Below are 20,992 nucleotides of genomic sequence, written 5' to 3' on the forward strand. Positions count from 1 at the left end.
GTTTAAGATATTACGTTTTTTTAGAATTATTTGAATTTGGTTTTTTACAAGGCTGTGATAATAAATTCGCTTCGTCTGTTCATTTGATGTTGTTCTTCTGTACACGGTACACCATCAGAACAGCCATTTACCAGTTGGGTTTCTCCATATCCTTTTCCGGTTAGTCTGTTTTTAGCGATTCCGTTTTTAACGAGCCATTCAATTGTTGATTTAGCTCTTCTGCCGGATAAGGCTTCGTTGTATTGATGTGTAGCACGACTGTCTGTGTGTGAACGAATATCAAGTTTCATCGTTGGATGGCTGTTTAAGACATCAAGTATTTTTTCTAAATCCAGAGCAGCTTCTGTACGGATATTTGATTTATCCAGATCAAAGTAAATCATTTTGATACCAAAACATTTTCCTAAATCATCGCCAATAGTGACTTTACAGGCGGATTTTTCCAATGCAATAGGAAGACTGGTTTTTCCGGTTAGTTTTCCAATGGTAATATTGATTTCTTTGGTGGTATATTCTTCTTTTTCTGCTCTTACATTATACGTTTTTCCACATTCAACAGGGAAACTGTAAAAACCGGTTGCATCTGAAATAGTAGTGTTTTTTATATTGCCCAGATTGTCATACAAGGTTAATTTTGTGTTTGGTAAAACAGATAAGGTTTCAGCGTCTGTAATGATTCCGTTTAGCTCTTGTATGCATTGCAGTTTTCTTGTTTCGAGAAATTTGTAGATGTCATCAGAACCTTGTCCGCCATCTTTATTAGAGCTAAAATAGCCTCTTCTGGATACAGGATCAATAATGTAGGCAAAATCATCTTTAGGCGAGTTAACATCCGCTCCAAGATTCTGAATATTGCTTATGGTTCCGTTATCTTCAATTTGACCTACAAAAACGTCCAGACCGCCAAGTCCGGGATGTCCGTCAGAAGCAAAATAAATTTCATTATCGCTGGTAACAAACGGAAATGTTTCTTTTCCTTGTGTATTTATCACTTTACCTAAATTCACAGGTGTGCCATAACTGCCATTGCCATTGATGCTTACTTTGTAAATGTCAGACTGACCTACTGTTCCGGGCATGTCTGAAGCGAAATACAGCGTTTTTTCATCAGGACTAAGTGCAGGATGTGCTGTACTGTAATTATCACTGTCAAAAGGAAGTTCGGTTATGTTGGTCCATTTTCCGTTTTCAAGAGTGGCTCTGTATATTTTGATTAAAGTAATTTTGTTGTCATCTTTTCCTTTTTTACCGTTTATATAATTGTTTCTGGTGAAGTAAACCGTTTGTCCGTCTTTCGTAAAAGCGGGAGAAGACTCGTGAAACTTTGTATTAAGTGATGTTTTGAATTTATTGACTTTCACTGTACTGTTGGCAGGAGGGTCTGTATCGGCAAAATACAAATTCGTAAAATATTCTCCGGTCCATTTGTGTTTGCGTTGTGAAAAGTTTCCGGTATCCCGGGCAGAGGCAAAGTATATTTTACCGTTGTAAACATAGGAACTGTAATCAGAGTATTTAGAGTTGATTCCGGCATCTTCAATTTTGTATCGGCCGGAATTGGCTTTGATTTTGTCCAGATAGTTTACATCCTCGGCATATAATTTTGCTCTGTCATCGTTCTTAGATTTAGCCAAAAAATCAGCCATAATTTTACCAGCCTTATCGGTTTGTCCGATTGATTTCAGACATTGTGCATATCGATAGTAATACTCTGGCTCGACAGCGGTGTTCATCGCAAATAATTCACCGTACCATTTTGCGGCAGCTTCAAAGTTAGAGTTGAAGTAGTGTGAGTTTCCGAGCTTCTTAAACAAATCTTCCGATTTGTATCCTTTATCAGCTACACGTTCATAGGTTTTAATAGCGTCGATATACGCATAATTGTCGTAGTTCTTATCGGCAGTATTAATTTTCGATTGTTGCGCATAACTGCCGGCTGAAAAAGAACAGATAATTGTTAAGCAAAGGAGTATATAATTTTTCATAATCGTTATTTTTAGAAGAAACGTGGCGTTGTCATTTTACCATTGTTTTTGAAGAATTCGTAACGCAGGAATATCTCATGTGATCCTGAATTATAGTTGTTTAAACGTGTGGTTTCGCGGTCGTAACCATAACCAAGATAAAGACCGTCAGTAATCTGGAATCCTACCATAGCACTAAGTGAGGCGCTCCATCGGTAGGCCGCTCCAACCACAAGTTTATCCATGAACATAAAGTTGGCAGAAACATCTACCTGAAGCGGTGCTCCTTGGACCATTTTGGTTAGTAAGGCGGGTTTAAATTTGATGTATTGAAGTCTATCAAGATCAAACACATAACCTGCCATTAAATAATAGTTGATTTTATCTTTGTAAATGGCATAATCATTATCACTGTACCGGTTGGTTTCGATAAAATTAGGTACCGATAAACCAATGTATGCTTTATCAGAATGCCAATAGACTCCGGCTCCCACATTCGGTGAAAACTTATTGTTTAAATCCTGAAACTGTGGATCTCCCTGACTCTCCGGATTTAATTTGCTGACATCCAAATTGAACAGGTTGGCTGTTCCTTTGATACCAAACGAAAGTTTAAAATCGGCTGAGGTCTGAATAGTATAGGAAAGGTCAACCGAAAAGTTATTTTCGTTAGTTGGGCCAATTTTATCATTTATTAAAGAGGCTCCAATTCCTAAATTACTATTATTTATAGGGCTATTGATTGAGAAAGCGCTGGTTTCTGGTGCCCCGTCGAGTCCAACCCATTGGGTGCGGTATAATCCAAAAACACTTAAAGCTCCTCGCGATCCGGCATAGGCAGGATTAATATTTATGGTATTGTACATGTATTGTGTAAATTGTGCATCTTGCTGTGCATAGCTCGCAATTGTTACAAACATAATGACGAAGAAAAATAATTTTGTTCTCATAGTGGTATTTATTATTTTCATTAGTACTACTTTTTATCAATTTAAATTGTAAAAAAGTCTATGCATTTGTATATTCAAAAATAAGGATTTTTTTATTAATTAATTGTAAATTGTTTCTTTATGTGCTTGCTATGCAGTGAGATATGTTTAGTTTTTTATTTCGATAAATAAAGATATCCGTCTTTTTTATTATTCTGTAGTACATTATTTCCGTCCAGTGATTTGTAGTTAATAATGTAGAAGTAAGTTCCTGTTGGCAGCCCGTCAGATTGTTTCACAGTGGTTCGGCCTCTTGAAATTCCATCAAAGGCATTGGTTTGATTGTTGTAATTGTGTGTTTCAAATACTAATACCCCCCAACGGTTATAGATTTCTACATCATTCTCAGGATAACAAGTGGTATCGCCAATACTGTCTATAGTGAAGACATCGTTGATTCCGTCACCATTTGGAGAGAAAGCATTGTGAACTACTATACTTCCACAGGCAAGTACTTTACAATCATCATTTATTGCCATATTCAGTACAATACTTCTTGGACAGCTAGCATCAGGTATTTTGTATTCGAATGTATAATTGCCTATTGCCAGACCTAAAGGATTGAAATTGTTTCCTTGTATGCTGTTAGTATTACTGTTATCTACCCAGATTCCGTTAGTAGGAGTATTTTCAGGTAACAAGGATAGCAAGTTAATAATGGTCGAATCATCGTTACAGGCTGTACTACTAACATTTGTTGTTTCGTTAGGAGTTGCTGTGATTGTAACAGTTGCAGTTGCGGTACATGCTTGATTTCCTTTGTTTACAGAAGATGTTGCTGTAAGCGTGTATGTACCGGCCGGTAAATTGGTATTTCCAACAGTTTCATTTTTTTCATTTTTAATGATAACAGTTGAGCCTGGACTATTAGTTACCAGAATCGAACCAGTTCTTCCGTTCGAACAGTTCACATTTGTCGCAACTCCAGATACTGAAACTTTGTTTTGTACCGTAAAGGTTTGAGTTAATAGTGTTTTATTACCGGCACAATCTGTTAAAGTATAGGTTCTTGTTAGGATGTAAGGACTTCCGTCACAACCGCTTCCTCCATTATTGGCGTCACTTACAGTAATGTTTACCGTACTGCTGCAATTGTCCACAGCATTGGTGATGTCGCTCGGATTTCCAACAGGGATATCAGCAATAGTTTGCAGATTTGCCACATTTACCGGAGCGGTTCCTGTAGGTGGAGTGGTATCTCTAACGGTTATGATTTGAGTGTAAGAAATTGTATTTCCACTACAATCACTGGTGGTCCATTTACGGGTTAAAGTGTAATTTGTACTACATTGATTTTCAGTATTACTTTTTGTTTCGCTGAAAACAATTGGTAAGTTACCACTACAATTATCGGAAGCTTCCATATTTGCCGGTTGAGGTACAGCATCACAAGAAACAGTAATATCGGCAGGTAGCGTTCCTGTAAAGGTTGGTTTTGAAGTATCCTGAATAGTAATCACCTGAGTGAAAGTATCTGAGGTATTTCCACAATCGTCTTTCACAGTCCAGGTATTGGTATACGTTCCGGCATTAGAACAACCTTCAGAAGCTACAAATGAACCGCTTACTTTTACGATGTTTGAGACATTAGTGTCGCAAGCGTCTGTAGCCGTTGGGAATAAAGCCTGTGCGGCAGTTAAAGCTGCTGTATCGCTGCATTCTACTGTTTTGTTTAAAGAAGCAGTTTGTGTAGACCATGTTGGTTTTGAAGTATCCTGAATGGTAATCACCTGAGTGAAAGTAGCTGAGGTATTTCCACAATCGTCTTTCACCGTCCAGGTATTGGTATAGGTACCGGCATTAGCGCAACCTTGAGAGGCTACAAAAGCACCGCTTACTTTTACGATGTTTGAAACATTGGTATCACATGCATCTGTAGCCGTTGGGAATAAAGCCTGTGCGGCAGTTAAAGCTGCTGTGTCGCTACATTCTACTGTTTTGTTTAAAGAAGCAGTTTGTGTAGACCATGTTGGTTTTGAAGTGTCCTGAATGGTAATCACCTGAGTGAAGGTATCAGAAGTATTTCCACAATCGTCTTTCACGGTCCAGGTATTGGTATACGTACCGGCATTAGCACAACCTTGAGAGGCCACAAAGGCACCGCTTACTTTTACGATGTTCGAAACATTAGTGTCGCAAGCATCTGTAGCGGTTGGGAATAAAGCCTGTGCGGCAGTTAAAGCTGCTGTGTCGCTACATTCTACTGTTTTGTTTAAAGAAGCAGTTTGTGTAGACCATGTTGGTTTTGAAGTATCCTGAATGGTAATCACCTGAGTGAAGGTATCAGAAGTATTTCCACAATCGTCTTTCACGGTCCAGGTATTGGTATACGTTCCGGCATTAGCACAACCTTGAGAGGCTACAAAAGCACCGCTTACTTTTACAATGTTTGAAACATTAGTGTCGCAAGCGTCTGTAGCCGTTGGGAATAAAGCTTGTGCGGCAGTTAAAGCTGCTGTGTCGCTACATTCTACTGTTTTGTTTAATGAAGCAGCTGCAGTAGACCATGTTGGTTTTGAAGTATCCTGAATAGTAATCACCTGTGTGAAAGTAGCTGAGGTATTTCCACAATCGTCTTTCACGGTCCAGGTATTGGTATACGTTCCGGCATTAGCACAACCTTGAGAGGCTACAAAAGCACCGCTTACTTTTACGATGTTTGAAACATTAGTGTCGCAAGCGTCTGTAGCGGTTGGGAATAAAGCCTGTGCGGCAGTTAAAGCTGCTGTGTCGCTACATTCTATTGTTTTGTTTAAAGAAGCAGTTTGTGTAGACCATGTTGGTTTTGAAGTATCCTGAATAGTAATCACCTGTGTAAAAGTACTTGAAGTATTTCCACAATCGTCTTTGACCGTCCAGGTATTGGTATACGTTCCGGCATTAGCGCAACCTTGAGAGGCCACAAAAGCACCGCTTACTTTTACGATGTTTGAAACATCAGTATCACAAGCATCTGTAGCGGTTGGGAATAAAGCCTGTGCGGCAGTTAAAGCTGCTGTGTCGCTACATTCTATTGTTTTGTTTAAAGAGGTAGCTGCAGTAGACCAGGTAGGAGCAGAAATATCTTGTACAATGATCACCTGACTAACAGGAAGTGAGATGTTTCCACAGGCATCAACAGCAGTCCAGGTTCTGGTTTGTGTATAGGAACCCGCACATCCACCAGGAGTAATAACATCTTTGTAAGTTAAGGATGAAATAACGCCATTATTATCTGTTGCGGTGGCAGTAGCAAATACTGGTGTCGCAGGACAATTAATAGTAGAAGTTTGTGGCAGAGGATCAATTATTGGTTTAATAGAATCCCCGTCGATAATAGTAACTGATTTAGATATGGTACAAGAGTTTGCATCTGTAACCGTTACGGTATAAGTTCCGGCGGCTAAATTAGAAGCTGTAGCTGCTGTTCCACCAGACGGAGACCATAGGTAAGTATATCCTGGAGTTCCACCGGAAACAGTTACAGTAGCTGATCCCGTATTATCACCTCCACAGCCTACATTCATTTGTGAAGTGGTAGCGGTTAGAATTGTTGGTTCAGTGATGGTAAAAGTTTTAGTGATGGAACAAAGATTTGCATCTTTTATGGTCACGGTATATGTTCCGGCAGCTAAATTAGAAGCCGTTGCCGCAGATCCTCCGGATGGAGCCCAGGAGTAAGTATAGGCTCCGGTTCCTCCGGCAGGAGTTACCGTTGCAGAACCATTTGTTCCGGCATTACAAGATACATTCGTTTGTGAAGTTGTAGCAGTCAATGCAGCTGCAGGTTCGGTAATGGTTATAGTTTTAGTAATCGTACAAAGATTAGCATCTTTAATCGTTACAGTGTAAGTTCCGGCTGCTAAATTAGAGGCTGTTGCTGCAGATCCTCCTGATGGTGCCCAGGAATAGGTATAAGCTCCGGTTCCTCCTGTAGGTGTTACTGTTGCAGAACCTGTTGTATTTGATTTACAAAGTACGTTGGTTTGTGAGGTGGTTGCAGTTATAGCAGTTGGTTCTGTGATGGTAAAAGTTTTAGTAATCGTACAAAGATTAGCATCTTTAATCGTTACAGTGTAAGTTCCAGCTGCTAAATTAGAGGCTGTTGCTGCAGATCCTCCTGATGGTGCCCAAGAGTAAGTATAGGCTCCGGTTCCTCCGGAAACTGTTACCGTTGCAGAACCTGTTGTTCCTGCATTACAAGCTACATTCGTTTGCGAAGTAGTAGCCGTTAGAGCTGCGGCAGGTTCGGTAATGGTTACAGTTTTAGTGATGGAACAAAGATTGGCGTCATTAATGGTTACCGTATAAGTTCCGGCAGCTAAGTTAGAAGCTGTTGCTGCTGATCCTCCAGATGGTGACCAGGAATACGTATAGGCTCCTGTTCCTCCTGTAGGGGTTACTGTTGCAGACCCTGTTGCATCTGATTTACAAAGTACGTTGGTTTGCGAAGTAGTTGCAGTTATAGTGCTTGGCTCTGTGATGGTAAAAGTTTTAGTAATCGTACAAAGATTTGCATCTTTAATGGTTACGGTGTATGTTCCGGCAGCTAAGTTAGAAGCCGTTGCTGCAGATCCTCCCGATGGAGCCCAAGAATAAGTATAAGCTCCGGTTCCTCCCGAAACGGTTACCGTTGCAGATCCTGTTGCTCCTGAATTACAAGACGCGTTGGTTTGCGAAGTAGTAGCCGTTAGAGCAGCTGCAGGTTCAGTGATGGTAAAAGTTTTAGTGATGGTACACAGATTAGCATCTTTAATCGTCACAGTATACGTTCCGGCAGCTAAGTTTGAAGCGGTTGCTGCAGATCCCCCGGATGGTGCCCAGGAATACGTATAGGCTCCTGTTCCTCCGGAAACTGTTACCGTTGCAGACCCCGTTGCATCTGATTTACAAAGTACGTTGGTTTGAGAAGTGGTAGCCGTTAGAGCTGCGGCAGGTTCAGTAATGGTTACGGTTTTAGTGATGGAACAAAGATTGGCGTCATTAATGGTTACTGTATAAGTTCCGGCAGCTAAGTTTGAAGCCGTTGCTGCTGATCCTCCAGATGGTGCCCAGGAATACGTATAGGCTCCTGTTCCTCCTGTAGGGGTTACCGTTGCTGACCCTGTTGCATCTGATTTACAAAGTACGTTGGTTTGCGAAGTAGTTGCAGTTATAGTGCTTGGCTCTGTGATGGTAAAAGTTTTAGTAATCGTACAAAGATTTGCATCTTTAATGGTTACGGTGTATGTTCCGGCAGCTAAGTTAGAAGCCGTTGCTGCAGATCCTCCCGATGGAGCCCAAGAATAAGTATAAGCTCCGGTTCCTCCTGAAACTGTTACTGTTGCAGACCCTGTTGCTCCTGAATTACAAGACGCGTTGGTTTGCGAAGTGGTAGCAGTTAATGCAGCTGCAGGTTCAGTGATGGTAAACGTTTTAGTGATGGTACACAGATTAGCATCTTTAATCGTCACGGTATACGTTCCGGCAGCTAAGTTAGAAGCGGTTGCAGCAGATCCCCCGGATGGTGCCCAGGAATACGTATAGGCTCCCGTTCCTCCAGAAACTGTTACTGTTGCAGATCCTGTTGCATCTGATTTACAAAGTACGTTGGTTTGTGAAGTAGTAGCCGTTAGAGCAGCTGCAGGTTCAGTGATGGTAAAAGTTTTAGTGATGGTACAAAGATTAGCATCTTTAATCGTCACAGTATACGTTCCGGCAGCTAAGTTTGAAGCCGTTGCTGCTGATCCCCCTGATGGTGCCCAAGAGTAAGTATAGGCTCCTGTTCCTCCGGAAACTGTTACCGTTGCAGATCCTGTTGCATCTGATTTACAAAGTACGTTGGTTTGCGAAGTGGTTGCGGTTAAAGCAGCTGAAGGCTCGGTGATGGTAAAAGTTTTAGTGATGGTACAAAGATTTGCATCTTTAATCGTTACCGTATAAGTTCCGGCAGCTAAGTTTGAAGCCGTAGCGGCTGATCCCCCGGATGGTGCCCAGGAATACGTATAGGCTCCTGTTCCTCCTGAAACTGTTACTGTTGCAGACCCCGTTGCATCTGATTTACAAAGTACGTTGGTTTGTGAAGTAGTTGCCGTTAATGCAGTTGAAGGTTCTGTGATAGTAAAAGTTTTAGTAATCGTACACAGATTAGCATCTTTAATCGTCACGGTATACGTTCCGGCTGCTAAGTTTGAAGCCGTAGCGGCTGATCCTCCCGATGGTGACCAGGAATAAGTATAAGCTCCTGTGCCTCCTGCAGGTGTAACTGTCGCAGATCCCGTTGCATCTGATTTACAAAGCACGTTGGTTTGCGAAGTAGTTGCGGTTAAAGCAGCTGCAGGTTCAGTGATGGTAAAAGTTTTAGTGATGGTACAAAGATTGGCATCTTTAATCGTCACAGTATACGTTCCGGCAGCTAAGTTAGAAGCGGTTGCGGCAGATCCTCCAGATGGTGACCAAGAGTAGGTGTATGCTCCGGTTCCTCCGGTAGGTGTTACCGTTGCAGAACCTGTTGTACCTGATTTACAAAGTACGTTGGTTTGCGAAGTAGTAGCCGTTATTGCTGTTGGTTCTGTGATTGTGAAAGTTTTAGTAATCGTACAAAGATTGGCGTCTTTAATGGTTACTGTATAAGTTCCGGCAGCTAAGTTAGAAGCTGTTGCTGAGGTTTGTACTGGAGTTGTGTTCCAGGAGTAGGTATAAGGCGTAGTTCCTCCGGCAGGAGTTACCGTTGCAGAACCTGTTGTTCCGGCATTACAGGCCACATTAGTTTGTGATGTGGTAGCGGTTAAGGCAGCAGCCGGCTCTGTAATAATGATTTGTTTGGTACCGGTACATCCTTTAGAATCAGTAGCGGTTACAGTGTAAGTTCCGGCAGCCAAGTTAGAAGCCGTTGCTGAGGTTTGTACCGGAGTTGTATTCCAGGAGTAGGTATAAGGCGTACTTCCTCCCGAAGCAGTTACCGTTGCAGAACCTGTTGTTCCTCCTTTACATTTTACGTCAACATGAGAAGCGGCAGTTTCTGTTATCACAATGTTAGTTTGACTTACAACAACGGGTTTTGTATCAGAACAACCGGATTGTGTGTTTTGACCTTTAATGTAATAAGTTCCTACTGGCGCTGCAGTTGGGGTATTGTACGGAATAGTAGCAGCTGCATCTTGCCAATAGGTGTAAGTGAGCCCTGAAGTACTTCCTGCGGTAACGGCTGGTAAAGTAAGGTTTGCAGTCCCATTTACACATACAGGCGCAGGATTAGTGATAACCAAAGTGTTTGTAGCAAAACTTTTTGCTTTTAAAAATACACCGGCATCCCATTTTTGATCTGATGCGTCGGCGATAGCCATTTTTATTTTATAATTTTGTCCAGGCGTAACAGCATAAGTAGCAGTAAGAACAACTGTTGAGCCGTCATATTCCATGGTTGTAGAAGCAGGAGGGTTGTTTACATAGTATGAATCGTTTACAGCAGGAAACGCAACATTGTTTACATTGGTTCCGGCAGAGTGTATGTTGTTTATGGTTACGGCATCACCGTTTGGCAATTGCGCAAGATTGATCGCGTTGTTGGTATAGGTTCCGGTAATTCCAGGACCACTTAAAAAGAATCCAAAGGCATCATTAAATTGTGTGTTTACATATTCCAGATATTCTTCCGATGCAAAAACGAATTTGAATTCTACTAGATTTCCATCCGGGATAAAATTGAATTCTAATATAGAAGCATCACGCATCGTTCTACCAGAGATGGCACTCAAATCCTGATCATTTGCTTCACTTACCATCTCATCCGATTTGTTGGTATACGTATTCGGACCCATGGCAGAACTAATTTTACCTGTTGATAAAAGAAGCCCTTCATCGATAGGAAAAGTTGAGGTTCCCTTGCTGAAATAACCCAATTGGCGGTCTCCAGCAGTGGCAGACCAGGTATGGTTGACCCAGGTCCAGGTGTTGTTGTTATTTCTGTAATAACCGAAACGAACATTACTTATGGTCAAACAGCCAGAGGTTAAGATATTGCGAACAAGTTGATCCGCACTATAAGCATTATAACCTGTTGAGGAATTGGCGACATCAATAGAGCCGGCAACAGCTGCCAGTGCACTAACGGCCTCTGTAGAAGCTGCTGTTTTTGCTGTCTTTGAGGTTGCCTTGCTATATGGAAGAGTATTTCCATATCTAACAGGGATTTCCTGAGCAACAACTGCCGAAGAATACATGGCTAATCCTAAAATTAAAATTAAAAATGATTTTAAACTAATTTTGGAAAAGGCATCTTGTTGAGCATTTTTGTGAAACGGGAAAAAATAGGTACCACATTTAATGAAATTTCCCACTTCTTGTAGAGTAGTTTTAGTTTTCATATTTTAGGATTTTGTTTTTTGAAGTACTTGTGATATTTTAACAGAACCAAAGTTATAAGGTGTAATTAATTTTGATTTTTTTTCTCCGTAACTAACCTAAAAACTCGTTGAAGTGTATTTTTTTTGTTAAATGAAGCGTTAAAAAATACTTTTTTTAGACATTTTTGATAAATAAAAAAGGCTCTGAAATTTATATTTTCCATTAAAAACAGAATTTTAAAAATGGTTTAAATATTTAATATTCAATTATTTAGCTTGTTTTTTGAGAATAGTACTACTATCGACTAAGTGCTTGATTTAATAGATGAAGAACACTTTTTGCTAAAAAGAGAGATTCTTCTTTTTTTGATTTTTGAGATTTTAGACTTAGGCGTTCTTTGTTAAAATTTTGTTTAAATGTTAACAGAAGTAAAAAAATGAAAAGGTTTAGAATTTCTTTTGTAAATTAGAAGTTCAATAAAAAAATCATCTTCACTTAAGAAGTTTGTAAACCTTTTGCTTATGAAAAACTTAATTTTAATACGCCATGCAAAATCAAGTTGGGAAGCTCCGTTAAAAGATTTCGATAGACCTTTAATGAAAAAAGGCATTTTAGACGCACACGATGTATCGTCTACAATTTTAGAGTTTCTTCCTAAAACTTATATAATGTGGAGTAGTACTGCTGCAAGGGCTCTGGAAACAGCGCTCATTTTTGCACAGAATATTTCATATCCTCTCGAAAGTATCATTTTTAAAGACGACCTTTATACCTTTGATGACAGACAACTCGAAAAAGTTATCAAATCATGTGATAATAGTTTTGAAAGCGTTATTCTTTTTGGACATAACGAGGCTATTACAAATTTTGTTAATAAATTTGGGGATGTTTTTATCGAAAATGTACCTACGTCAGGCTTTGTATCACTACAGTTTGATGCCGAAAGCTGGGACAGCATTCATAAAGGTAAAACTCATAAAACAATTTTCCCCAAAGATTTAAAATAGATAAAGTGTACGAACAGAAATATATCGATAGAGAAAAAAGTTGGTTAGCGTTTAATGCAAGAGTACTTCAGGAAGCCGGAGATAATTCAGTTCCACTTTTAGACAGGTTGCGTTTTGTTGGAATTTTTTCAAACAATTTAGATGAATTTTTTAGAGTTCGTTATGCTGCAATTCGACGATTAAGCCTTTCAGGGATTTCCGGTGAAAAATATTTAGGTGGTGTTTCAGCGCACCAATTAATTAAAGATATTACCGAAATTGTTATTCAGCAGCAATCTGAAAGTTTGCGTATTTTGGGAAATATCGAAGCAGAACTGGAAGCCGAAAATATCTTTATTATCAATGAAGATCAAATTACAAGAGATCAGGAGAGCTATCTGAAAGACTTTTTTGTTCAGAAGTTAAGCCCTGAATTGGTAACCATCATCTTAAATGATCTGGCAGAATTTCCTGTTCTTAAAGATACCTTGGGATATTTGGCAGTTCGTCTGGAAATGAATACCAATGACGAAGTTCGCTATGCTGTTATCGAAATTCCTAAAACGATAAACAGGTTTGTAGTGCTGCCGTCAGAAGATGATAAACAATATGTGATACTGATTGATGATGTTATCCGTTACAATCTGAAAAACATATTCAATATTTTCGATTACAAAAGTGTTTCGGCACATATGATCAAAATTACGCGTGATGCCCAGTTGGATATCGACAGCGATTTGAGTAAAAGTATGCTTGAAAAAATTGCATCATCCGTAAAAGACAGAAGAATAGGAGAGCCCGTTCGTTTTATTTATGATAATTTGATTGAAGAAGATACATTGCGTTTCTTTTTGGATAAAATGAAAATCGTTGAAACCGATAGTATAATTCCGGGAGGGCGTTATCACAACAGACGTGATTATATGAGTTTTCCTAATTTAGGCCGATACGATTTACTGTACAAACCAAACGAACCTTTACCAATTCCGGGTTTGAGTCTGGAAGGAAGTATTTTAGAAAAGATCAGTAAAAAAGATTATCTTCTGCATGCCCCATACCAGTCATTTTCTTATCTGACAAAGTTTTTACGTGAAGCTGCCCTGGATCCAAAAGTTACCAGTATAAAAATCACTTTATACCGTTTGGCAAAAAACTCACAGATTATCAGTTCCTTGATTAATGCTGCGAAAAATGGTAAAAAAGTAACGGTTCAGATCGAACTTCAGGCACGATTTGATGAGGCATCGAATATTTCCTATGCCGAGCAAATGCAAACGGAAGGAATTGATTTGATTTTTGGAATTAAAGGTCTAAAAGTACACAGTAAAATTTGTGTGATCGAAAGAGTAGAAGAAGGAAAAACACGTCGTTACGGATTTATTTCAACCGGAAATTTTAACGAATCGACGGCTAAAATTTACACCGATGTAACCTTGTTTACCTGTCATCAGCAAATTCTGAAAGATATTTCTAAAATATTCGAGTTCTTTGATATCAATTACCGAGTGCACCGATACAAACATTTAATAGTATCCCCACATTATACCCGAACAAAATTTATCAAATTAATCGATCGTGAAATTTTGCACGCGCTGGCTGGTAGGAAAACACATATTAAATTAAAAATGAACAGTTTGTCCGATTTTAAAATGATCGATAAATTGTATGAAGCCAGTAATGCGGGAGTTAAGATTCAACTTCAGGTAAGAGGGATTTGTTCGCTAATTCCGGGAATTCCGGGAATGAGTGAAAATATTGAAGCAATAAGTATCGTTGATAACTATCTGGAACATTCAAGGGTTTATATTTTTGGAAATGCCGGATTGACCGAAGTATACATTTCATCAGCCGATTTTATGACTAGAAATCTTGACGGAAGAGTCGAAGTTACTTGTCCAATTTATGATCTTCAAATAAAGAAAGAACTAATAGATAATTTTAATATTGCGTGGAAAGGGAATGTCAAAGTGAGATATCATTCCTATAAACTGGATAATAAATACAAGCCTAGAAACCATCACGCTCCATTTAGAGCACAGTTAGAAACGTATAAGTACTATCAGAATAAAATAACAGTTCAGGAAGAAGTGGTGTAGCGTAAGCGATTAATTAAAAACAATAAAAAATAAAATCATAAGTGAGCATGATTAATATAAGGAAATTTGCAGCGATAGATATTGGATCGAATGCCATGAGGCTTCTGATATCGAATGTTGTAGAACAAGATGGAAAAGAACCCCAATTTAACAAAAGTTCGCTTGTTCGTGTGCCAATTCGTTTGGGACAAGATGCCTTTACCGTAGGAGAAATTTCAGCAGAAAATATAGACCGAATGGTGGATGCCATGAAAGCATTCAACCTTTTGATGAAAGTACATAAAGTAGAACGTTATATGGCGTTCGCAACTTCGGCAATGCGCGAGGCCTATAATGCGAAGGAAGTTGTGGCATTAATCAAGAAAAAAGCCGATATAAAAATAGAAGTTATTGACGGTAAAAAAGAAGCCGCAATTATTGCTTCGACCGATTTACATCATCTCCTAAAAACAGATGAAACTTATCTTTTTGTGGATGTGGGTGGTGGAAGTACCGAGTTTACCTTATTTTCTGACGGAAAAATGATCAATTCGAGATCTTTTAAAGCCGGAACCGTTCGTTTGTTAAATAATATGGTGCACGATGTAGTTTGGGATGAAATCGAAAAATGGATCAAAACCAATACCGCTGATTATGAAGAAGTGACCCTGATTGGTTCGGGTGGAAACATCAATAAACTGTTTAAAATGTCCGGGAAACAGCAGGAAAAACCACTTTCGTACATTTATATCAATTCACAATATGCTTTTCTGAACTCCTTAAGTTATGAGCAAAGAATCGCCGAATTGGGATTAAACTCAGATCGTGCCGACGTAATTATTCACGCTACCAGAATTTATCTGAATGCTATGAAATGGAGTGGTGCACGCCAGATTTACGTTCCTAAAATCGGACTTTCTGATGGAATTGTAAAAGCGATGTATTACGGTAAGATTTAGGGATGTCAACTTTTTTTGCCGCGATTCGTGCGATGTGAACAGTTGAAGCAGTTGCATAATTTGTTCATACCAAATATCAAAGAATAAATTGGTGGAGATTTGTGAAATTCGTGGCAAAAAAATCTTTAGAAATCTTTTGAATCTGTGGCAAAAATAAATGTTAACCAACAAATACAATAAATGAATAAAACCAGACTTGAGGCTTTTAGTGATGGTGTTTTGGCTATTATTATAACCATTATGATTTTAGAAATTAAAGTACCGGCAGGTCATGAATTCGCCGATTTAAAACCGCTAATTCCTAAATTTCTAAGTTATGTTCTGAGTTTTGTTTATGTGGGTATTTACTGGAACAACCACCATTATTTAATTCATAGCCTGGGTAAGGTAAATGGGAAGATTCTTTGGGCTAACTTGCATTTGCTTTTTTGGCTTTCCCTAATTCCTGTTGCAACTGGTTGGATGGGCGAACATAACTTTGCCAAAGCCTCTATGGCTTTGTATGGAACTGTATTGCTTTTATGCTCCATTGCTTATTTTATTTTGCAACGCATTATAATTCTTAATGAAGGAGTAAATTCCACGTTGGCAAAGGCGATAGGACGTGATTTAAAAGGACATACTTCTTCGGTTTTGTATATTTTTGGAATCGTATTTTCGTTTTATAACGAGTGGATTTCAGGTGCAGCTTATTTTATTGTTGCTTTATTATGGCTCATTCCGGACAAAAGGATAGAGAAAGTTTTTGCCTCTAAAAATTAATTTATTTTGAGTTTATAATGAAATCAGTTTTTCAATCCATTAAGAATTTACCGCAGGAAATATTAGATCAGTTGGATGATTTAATTACAGTCCGAAAACTTAAAAAAGGTGATTTTTTATTGAGAGAAGATCAGGTTTGTAGTGAAATTGTATTGATCAAAAAAGGAATTTTAAGATCCTTCTTTTTCAATCACCAAGGCAATGAGATTACCAATTGTTTTGCTTTTGAAAACGAATTTATGGGATCGTTTTCGAGTTTTATTACACAAAAAGTTGCTGAAGAAAATATTCAGGCACTCATCGATACTGAAATTGAAGTCATCAGTAAAGATGGGATAGAGAAACTGTATCAATCCAGTATTTATTGGCAGGAAGTGGGTCGTAAAATTGCAGAAATGGAGTATGTGGCGTTGCAAAAAAGAATGGTTTCTTTTCAAAAATTATCAGGGACTCAGCGCTATGAAGAACTTTATCAAAATCATAAAAATTATATTCAGCTGATTCCGCTTCAATATCTGGCCTCTTATCTGGGGGTTACTCCAAGACATCTAAGTCGAATTCGCAAAGCAATTTTATAGGACATTTGTCCGGTTCCTAAGAGAGGTTTCTCTATTATTTTTGTTTCAAAAAAAATATACAAATGGGAAAAAATATTCTTATCATCAACGGTCATCCAAACCCATCCAGTTTTAATTTTGCGATTGCAGAATCTTATTTTAAAGGGGCAATCGCTTCGAAAGCCACAGTGGATACAATTACAATTGCAAAGCTGGATTTTAATCCGAATTTGCAATTTGGCTATCAAAAACGTATCGAGCTGGAACCTGATCTTCTGGCGTCTTGGGAGAAGATTAAAAAGGCAGATCATTTAGTTTGGATTCATCCGGTTTGGTGGGGTGGTTTGCCGGCAATTACTAAAGGATTTATAGATCGTTTGTTTTTACCGGGGATGGCTTTTCAATATCGGGAAAATTCGGTTTGGTGGGACAAATTATTAAAAGGAAAAACCGCGCATATTATAACCACTTTAGATCAGCCCGGCTGGTATTACAGATTGTTTTACGGAAGACCAAGTGTCAACCAGCTTAAAAAAGCTATACTCGAATTCTGTGGGATCAAGCCGGTAAAAGTGAGTTATATCGGAATTATAAAAACAGCCGATGAAACGCAAAGAAAAAAATGGCTTCAAAAAGTATACGATTGGGGATTGCTTACGAAATAGAACGTTAAGAAGGTAAATCTAATCCAAATGTTGAACGTAAAAGTTCGATGTTTGGGTTGATTTCCAGGAAGCGATTGTATCGGTCCTGATCGTTAAGACTGCGTTTAATTTGAATGGTTTCATTAACATGAGCCTCAATGGTAATATCATGATTGTGTAAATGACCTTTTAAATGCCCTAAAAGCCCATACATCTGACCTTCAAAATCCAGTTTAGAACCTTCGTTGGGTAATTCAAACGTGATTACTGTTCCGTTTAATTTAGGGTCATTGATCAACAATAAAGACTGCATAATTTTATGACCTTTATCACCCAAACGCTGAGCATATTTGTTCCATTGCAGCAACATTTCCGTTTCTGTAAATTCTTCCGTAGGCAGTTCGGTAGTCGGTTTTACAACCGTTTTATTGTTGGCTTCCAGTTCTTTTTTCTTGCGAATACTGGATAAAGAAAAGGCAGAAACCTTGGGTTCTGTACTTGTTTCAGGCTGAGGAGCTGCTGGAGCTTCCGCTTTCGGTGCTGAAGCAGTTTGTTCATTTTGTGGAGTGGCAGTTTCTGGTGTGTGAGTAGCTTCTGCTTTTGCAGTTTTAACTTCAACTATAGAATATCCGCCATTTTTATAATAAGTAGGGGGAATTATGAATTGCTCAACTTTTTTTTTTCTCCATCAAAATTGATAGAGGCCAATTGCATCAAACACAGTTCAACCAAAAGACGTTGGTTTTGACTTAGTTTGTATTTTAAATCGCAGTCATTAGCAATGTCAATGCCTTTTAGTAGAAAATCCTGTGAACATTTTTGCGCCTGAACACCATACATTTGCTGCGCCTGTTCGCCTACTTCAAGTAAAGCAATTGTTGCAGGAGTTTTACTGACCAGTAAATCTCTGAAATGCGAAGCCAGTCCGGCAATAAAATGATGTCCATCGAAGCCTTTTGCAAGGATATCGTTGTACGCCAGTAAAAGATCCGGAATTTTATTTTCTAAAAGTAAATCGGTGATACTAATGTAAGTCTCGTAATCTAAAACGTTTAGGTTTTCGGTTACCGCCTGACGTGTTAAGTTCGTTCCACAATACGAAACCACACGGTCAAAAATTGATAAGGCATCCCGCATTGCGCCATCAGCCTTTTGAGCAATAATGTGCAAGGCATCGTCTTCAAAATTGATTCCCTGACTTGCAGCAACGTCAGCTAAATGTTCTTTAGCATCTTTTACCGTAATTCTTTTGAAATCAAAAATCTGACAACGAGATAAAATCGTTGGTATAATTTTATGTTTCTCTGTGGTAGCCAGAATAAAAATAGCATGTTTTGGTGGTTCTTCCAATGTTTTAAGAAAAGCATTGAAAGCTGCAGAAGACAACATGTGGACCTCGTCAATGATGTACACTTTATATTGTCCGGTTTGCGGTGGGATTCTAACCTGATCAATCAGATTACGAATATCATCAACAGAGTTGTTGGAAGCGGCATCTAACTCAAAAACGTTAAAAGCAAAATCTTCGTTTGGATCATCATATCCGGGCTGGTTTATTTTACGGGCCAGGATACGTGCACAGGTTGTTTTTCCAACACCACGCGGTCCGGTGAATAAAAGAGCAGAAGCAAGGTGATTGCTGTCAATAGCGTTCAACAAAGTGTTGGTAATGGCTTTCTGTCCCACTACATCTTTAAATGTTTGTGGACGATATTTACGTGCCGATACTACAAATTGTTCCATATTCTGTTTTATTCGTTAGCAAATATAGGCTGAAAATTGCCAAATCACAAATCTGAAATCGATAAATGTTGGAGTTGTTTTTGAGTGTTTTGAATATGAGAAAGTAACGTTTTAGAAATTAAATTTTGGCACTGAAAAAAAACGGAAGATATATTTTTTTTTGCTTTTCATGTTTAACTTTTTCTTATGAAACTGATTGCGACCTATTGGTCAGAATTCAGGTTTAAATTTATATTTTTGATGCAATCCTTTAGGGAAATCTAAAACCAATTAAAATTGCCGGATATGAAATTATTTTTTTCGACTTTGCTTTTGGTTACCACATTTATTGTGAAATCTCAAACTGCAGCTTCAGACAAGCCGGTTTATCAACTACGTATTTATGAGATTTTTGAGTCCAATAAAAATCAGTTCCATGAACGGTTTCGCGATCACGCCATGCGTATCATGATGAAGTATAATTTTAAGATCACCTCCATCTGGGAATCCAAATCGGACAAAAAAACAGAGTTTGTTTATTTTCTGGAATGGCCGGACGAATCTACTATGAAAAAAGCGTGGGAAGGTTTTAAAAGTGATCCGGAATGGATAGCGATTAAAAAAGAATTTACAGCAAAATATGGTAATGTAGTGGGGAATATTGAAGACCGGATTTTGACAAAGACGGATTATTCCCCAAAATGATCCCTGTGATTTTTTTAAGGTTTGTTTAGAGGTTTTACACTCTGAAATTTACAAAGAGTATTACTTCAGCAGCAGGTATGTTGTGGGTTTTGCTTCAAAATATTTGAAACGTGCGTCTCGTTGGTAAATTTAGCCGCAATCTCATTTTAACTCCTTAATTTTTATGAAAAACTATTTATTGGTAATTGTATTTGCATTTTTTTCGTCTGCTCTTCAGGCACAAACCGCTCAGGATTCGCTTGATATCAAACGTGTGGCTTTGGCTTACATCGAGGCGCAACACCATCCAAATCCTAAATTGATGGAAAGTGCTTTGCATCCCCGATTGGTAAAACGATCTGTCTTTAGAAGCAAAGCCGCTCAGAAAGATTATATTTCAGAATACTTTGCAGAGAATATGGTGATCCTTGCGGAAACATATAATGCGAAGGGAGACAAATTCCCGAAAAACCCCAGAAAGGAAATAAAGTTATTGGATGTTTCGGCACGAACAGCATCAGTAAAATTACTGGCCGATGCCTGGATTGATTACATGCACATCGTAAAAACCAATGGGGAATGGAAAATCATAAATGTGCTTTGGCAGTACAATGATGTGTCACAGCATGAGTAGATGTTTTTCTTTTTTTTAAGAAAATTTTGCAATGATTTTGTTCCGTTAAGGTATAAGTTACCAATTTTTGGTAATTTTACAGTACTGAATAAAAAATTATGGGAAAAAATAAATCAATATCGCTTGGAGATCATTTTGAGCACTTCATTGAAAATAGCCTTTCTCAGGGAAGATTCAAAAATGCCAGTGAAGTGATCAGAGCTGCATTACGCCTTTTAGAGGAAGAAGAAAATCGTTTGCTTCTTTTAAAAAAAGCGGTTCAGGATGGTTTGGACAGTGGTCGTGCAGAGAATTTTGATGCCAGGAAACATCTCGAAAGTTTAAAAGCAAACAAGAGAAATGGCTAAGTATTATTTAACGAATAAAGCGGTTGAAGATTTAGCTGAAATTTGGAATTATACTTTTGAGGAGTGGTCAGAAAATAAGGCTGATACATATTATGAGCAGCTTTTGAGTTCTTGTCAGGAAGTTGCGGATGATCCAGGTCTTGGAAGAAAATATGATATGGTAACCGAAAAATTGCTTGGTTTTAAAACAAATCGGCATATTCTTTTTTATCGAATTATTTCAGATAGTGAGATTGAGATTGTGAGAATCCTTCATGAAAGAATGGATTTGAAAAGTAAGTTTTGATTTTTATTGGTCTCAGATTCGGGTTTAAAACCCTGCAATTTATTGCAGTACTTTAGTAATGCGAAAAAATCTATATCTT

The 20,992-nt window shown here is 38.4% G+C and carries 15 protein-coding genes; 10 read left to right on the top strand and 5 right to left on the bottom strand.

Annotated features, from left to right (window positions below; all coding sequences use genetic code 11):
* Nucleotides 1-44: 44 nt before the first annotated feature.
* From JO950_RS11140 to JO950_RS11150, 3 genes are all read right to left on the bottom strand, one after another.
* Complete coding sequence (locus tag JO950_RS11140) at nucleotides 45-1,985, bottom strand: OmpA family protein (RefSeq protein WP_202702708.1); 1,941 nt, start codon at nucleotides 1,983-1,985, stop codon at nucleotides 45-47.
* A gap of 11 nt (nucleotides 1,986-1,996) precedes the next feature.
* On the bottom strand, nucleotides 1,997-2,914 hold the full coding sequence (locus JO950_RS11145) for a type IX secretion system membrane protein PorP/SprF (protein ID WP_202702721.1): 918 nt from the start codon (nucleotides 2,912-2,914) through the stop codon (nucleotides 1,997-1,999).
* Nucleotides 2,915-3,069: 155 nt separating this feature from the next.
* Nucleotides 3,070-11,277 carry a choice-of-anchor L domain-containing protein gene (locus tag JO950_RS11150; protein ID WP_202702709.1) on the bottom strand — a complete coding sequence of 2,736 codons (8,208 nt, stop codon included), beginning with the start codon at nucleotides 11,275-11,277 and terminating at the stop codon, nucleotides 3,070-3,072.
* A gap of 501 nt (nucleotides 11,278-11,778) precedes the next feature.
* On the opposite strand from JO950_RS11150, the gene JO950_RS11155 reads away from it, so the two are divergent.
* The 6 genes from JO950_RS11155 to JO950_RS11180 all read left to right on the top strand — a co-directional run bounded on the left by JO950_RS11155 (nucleotide 11,779) and on the right by JO950_RS11180 (nucleotide 17,261).
* On the top strand, nucleotides 11,779-12,264 hold the full coding sequence (locus JO950_RS11155) for a histidine phosphatase family protein (protein WP_017496680.1): 486 nt from the start codon (nucleotides 11,779-11,781) through the stop codon (nucleotides 12,262-12,264).
* 5 nt (nucleotides 12,265-12,269) lie between these two features.
* Nucleotides 12,270-14,339: a polyphosphate kinase 1 gene (ppk1, locus tag JO950_RS11160; protein WP_202702710.1), complete on the top strand. Its 2,070-nt coding sequence runs from the start codon at nucleotides 12,270-12,272 to the stop codon at nucleotides 14,337-14,339.
* A gap of 47 nt (nucleotides 14,340-14,386) precedes the next feature.
* The gene (locus JO950_RS11165; protein WP_026110010.1) at nucleotides 14,387-15,277 is read left to right on the top strand and encodes a Ppx/GppA phosphatase family protein; all 891 of its coding nucleotides are present in this window, start codon (nucleotides 14,387-14,389) and stop codon (nucleotides 15,275-15,277) included.
* Between the two features lie 180 nt (nucleotides 15,278-15,457).
* Entirely contained in the window at nucleotides 15,458-16,039 is a 582-nt protein-coding gene (locus JO950_RS11170) for a TMEM175 family protein (protein ID WP_202702711.1), read from the top strand.
* A 17-nt stretch (nucleotides 16,040-16,056) separates the two neighbouring features.
* Nucleotides 16,057-16,617, top strand: a complete 561-nt coding sequence (locus JO950_RS11175) for a Crp/Fnr family transcriptional regulator (RefSeq protein ID WP_202702712.1) — start codon at nucleotides 16,057-16,059, stop codon at nucleotides 16,615-16,617.
* Nucleotides 16,618-16,679: 62 nt separating this feature from the next.
* On the top strand, nucleotides 16,680-17,261 hold the full coding sequence (locus JO950_RS11180) for an NAD(P)H-dependent oxidoreductase (RefSeq protein ID WP_202702713.1): 582 nt from the start codon (nucleotides 16,680-16,682) through the stop codon (nucleotides 17,259-17,261).
* A gap of 4 nt (nucleotides 17,262-17,265) precedes the next feature.
* On the opposite strand, the gene JO950_RS11185 is transcribed toward JO950_RS11180, so the two are convergent.
* Together JO950_RS11185 and dnaX are read right to left on the bottom strand one after the other, a co-directional pair.
* The gene (locus JO950_RS11185; RefSeq protein ID WP_081603534.1) at nucleotides 17,266-17,610 is read right to left on the bottom strand and encodes a DNA polymerase III; all 345 of its coding nucleotides are present in this window, start codon (nucleotides 17,608-17,610) and stop codon (nucleotides 17,266-17,268) included.
* A 287-nt stretch (nucleotides 17,611-17,897) separates the two neighbouring features.
* The gene (dnaX, locus tag JO950_RS11190) at nucleotides 17,898-18,983 is read right to left on the bottom strand and encodes a DNA polymerase III subunit gamma/tau (RefSeq protein ID WP_070908854.1); all 1,086 of its coding nucleotides are present in this window, start codon (nucleotides 18,981-18,983) and stop codon (nucleotides 17,898-17,900) included.
* A 285-nt stretch (nucleotides 18,984-19,268) separates the two neighbouring features.
* Between dnaX and JO950_RS11195 the strand changes: the two genes are divergently transcribed.
* From JO950_RS11195 to JO950_RS11210, 4 genes are all read left to right on the top strand, one after another.
* A complete protein-coding gene (locus JO950_RS11195) occupies nucleotides 19,269-19,667 on the top strand; it encodes an NIPSNAP family protein (protein WP_202702714.1) in 399 nt (132 codons plus the stop codon).
* A gap of 163 nt (nucleotides 19,668-19,830) precedes the next feature.
* Nucleotides 19,831-20,280 carry a nuclear transport factor 2 family protein gene (locus JO950_RS11200; RefSeq protein WP_202702715.1) on the top strand — a complete coding sequence of 150 codons (450 nt, stop codon included), beginning with the start codon at nucleotides 19,831-19,833 and terminating at the stop codon, nucleotides 20,278-20,280.
* Nucleotides 20,281-20,378: 98 nt separating this feature from the next.
* Nucleotides 20,379-20,627, top strand: coding sequence for a type II toxin-antitoxin system ParD family antitoxin (locus tag JO950_RS11205; RefSeq protein WP_202702716.1), 249 nt, complete (start codon nucleotides 20,379-20,381; stop codon nucleotides 20,625-20,627).
* Entirely contained in the window at nucleotides 20,620-20,913 is a 294-nt protein-coding gene (locus tag JO950_RS11210) for a type II toxin-antitoxin system RelE/ParE family toxin (protein WP_202702717.1), read from the top strand. The genes JO950_RS11205 and JO950_RS11210 overlap by 8 nt, the downstream gene beginning before the upstream one ends.
* Nucleotides 20,914-20,992: the final 79 nt, after the last annotated feature.

The sequence above is a fragment of the Flavobacterium sp. UGB4466 genome (genome assembly GCF_903469665.1).
Lineage (GTDB): Bacteria > Bacteroidota > Bacteroidia > Flavobacteriales > Flavobacteriaceae > Flavobacterium > Flavobacterium lipolyticum.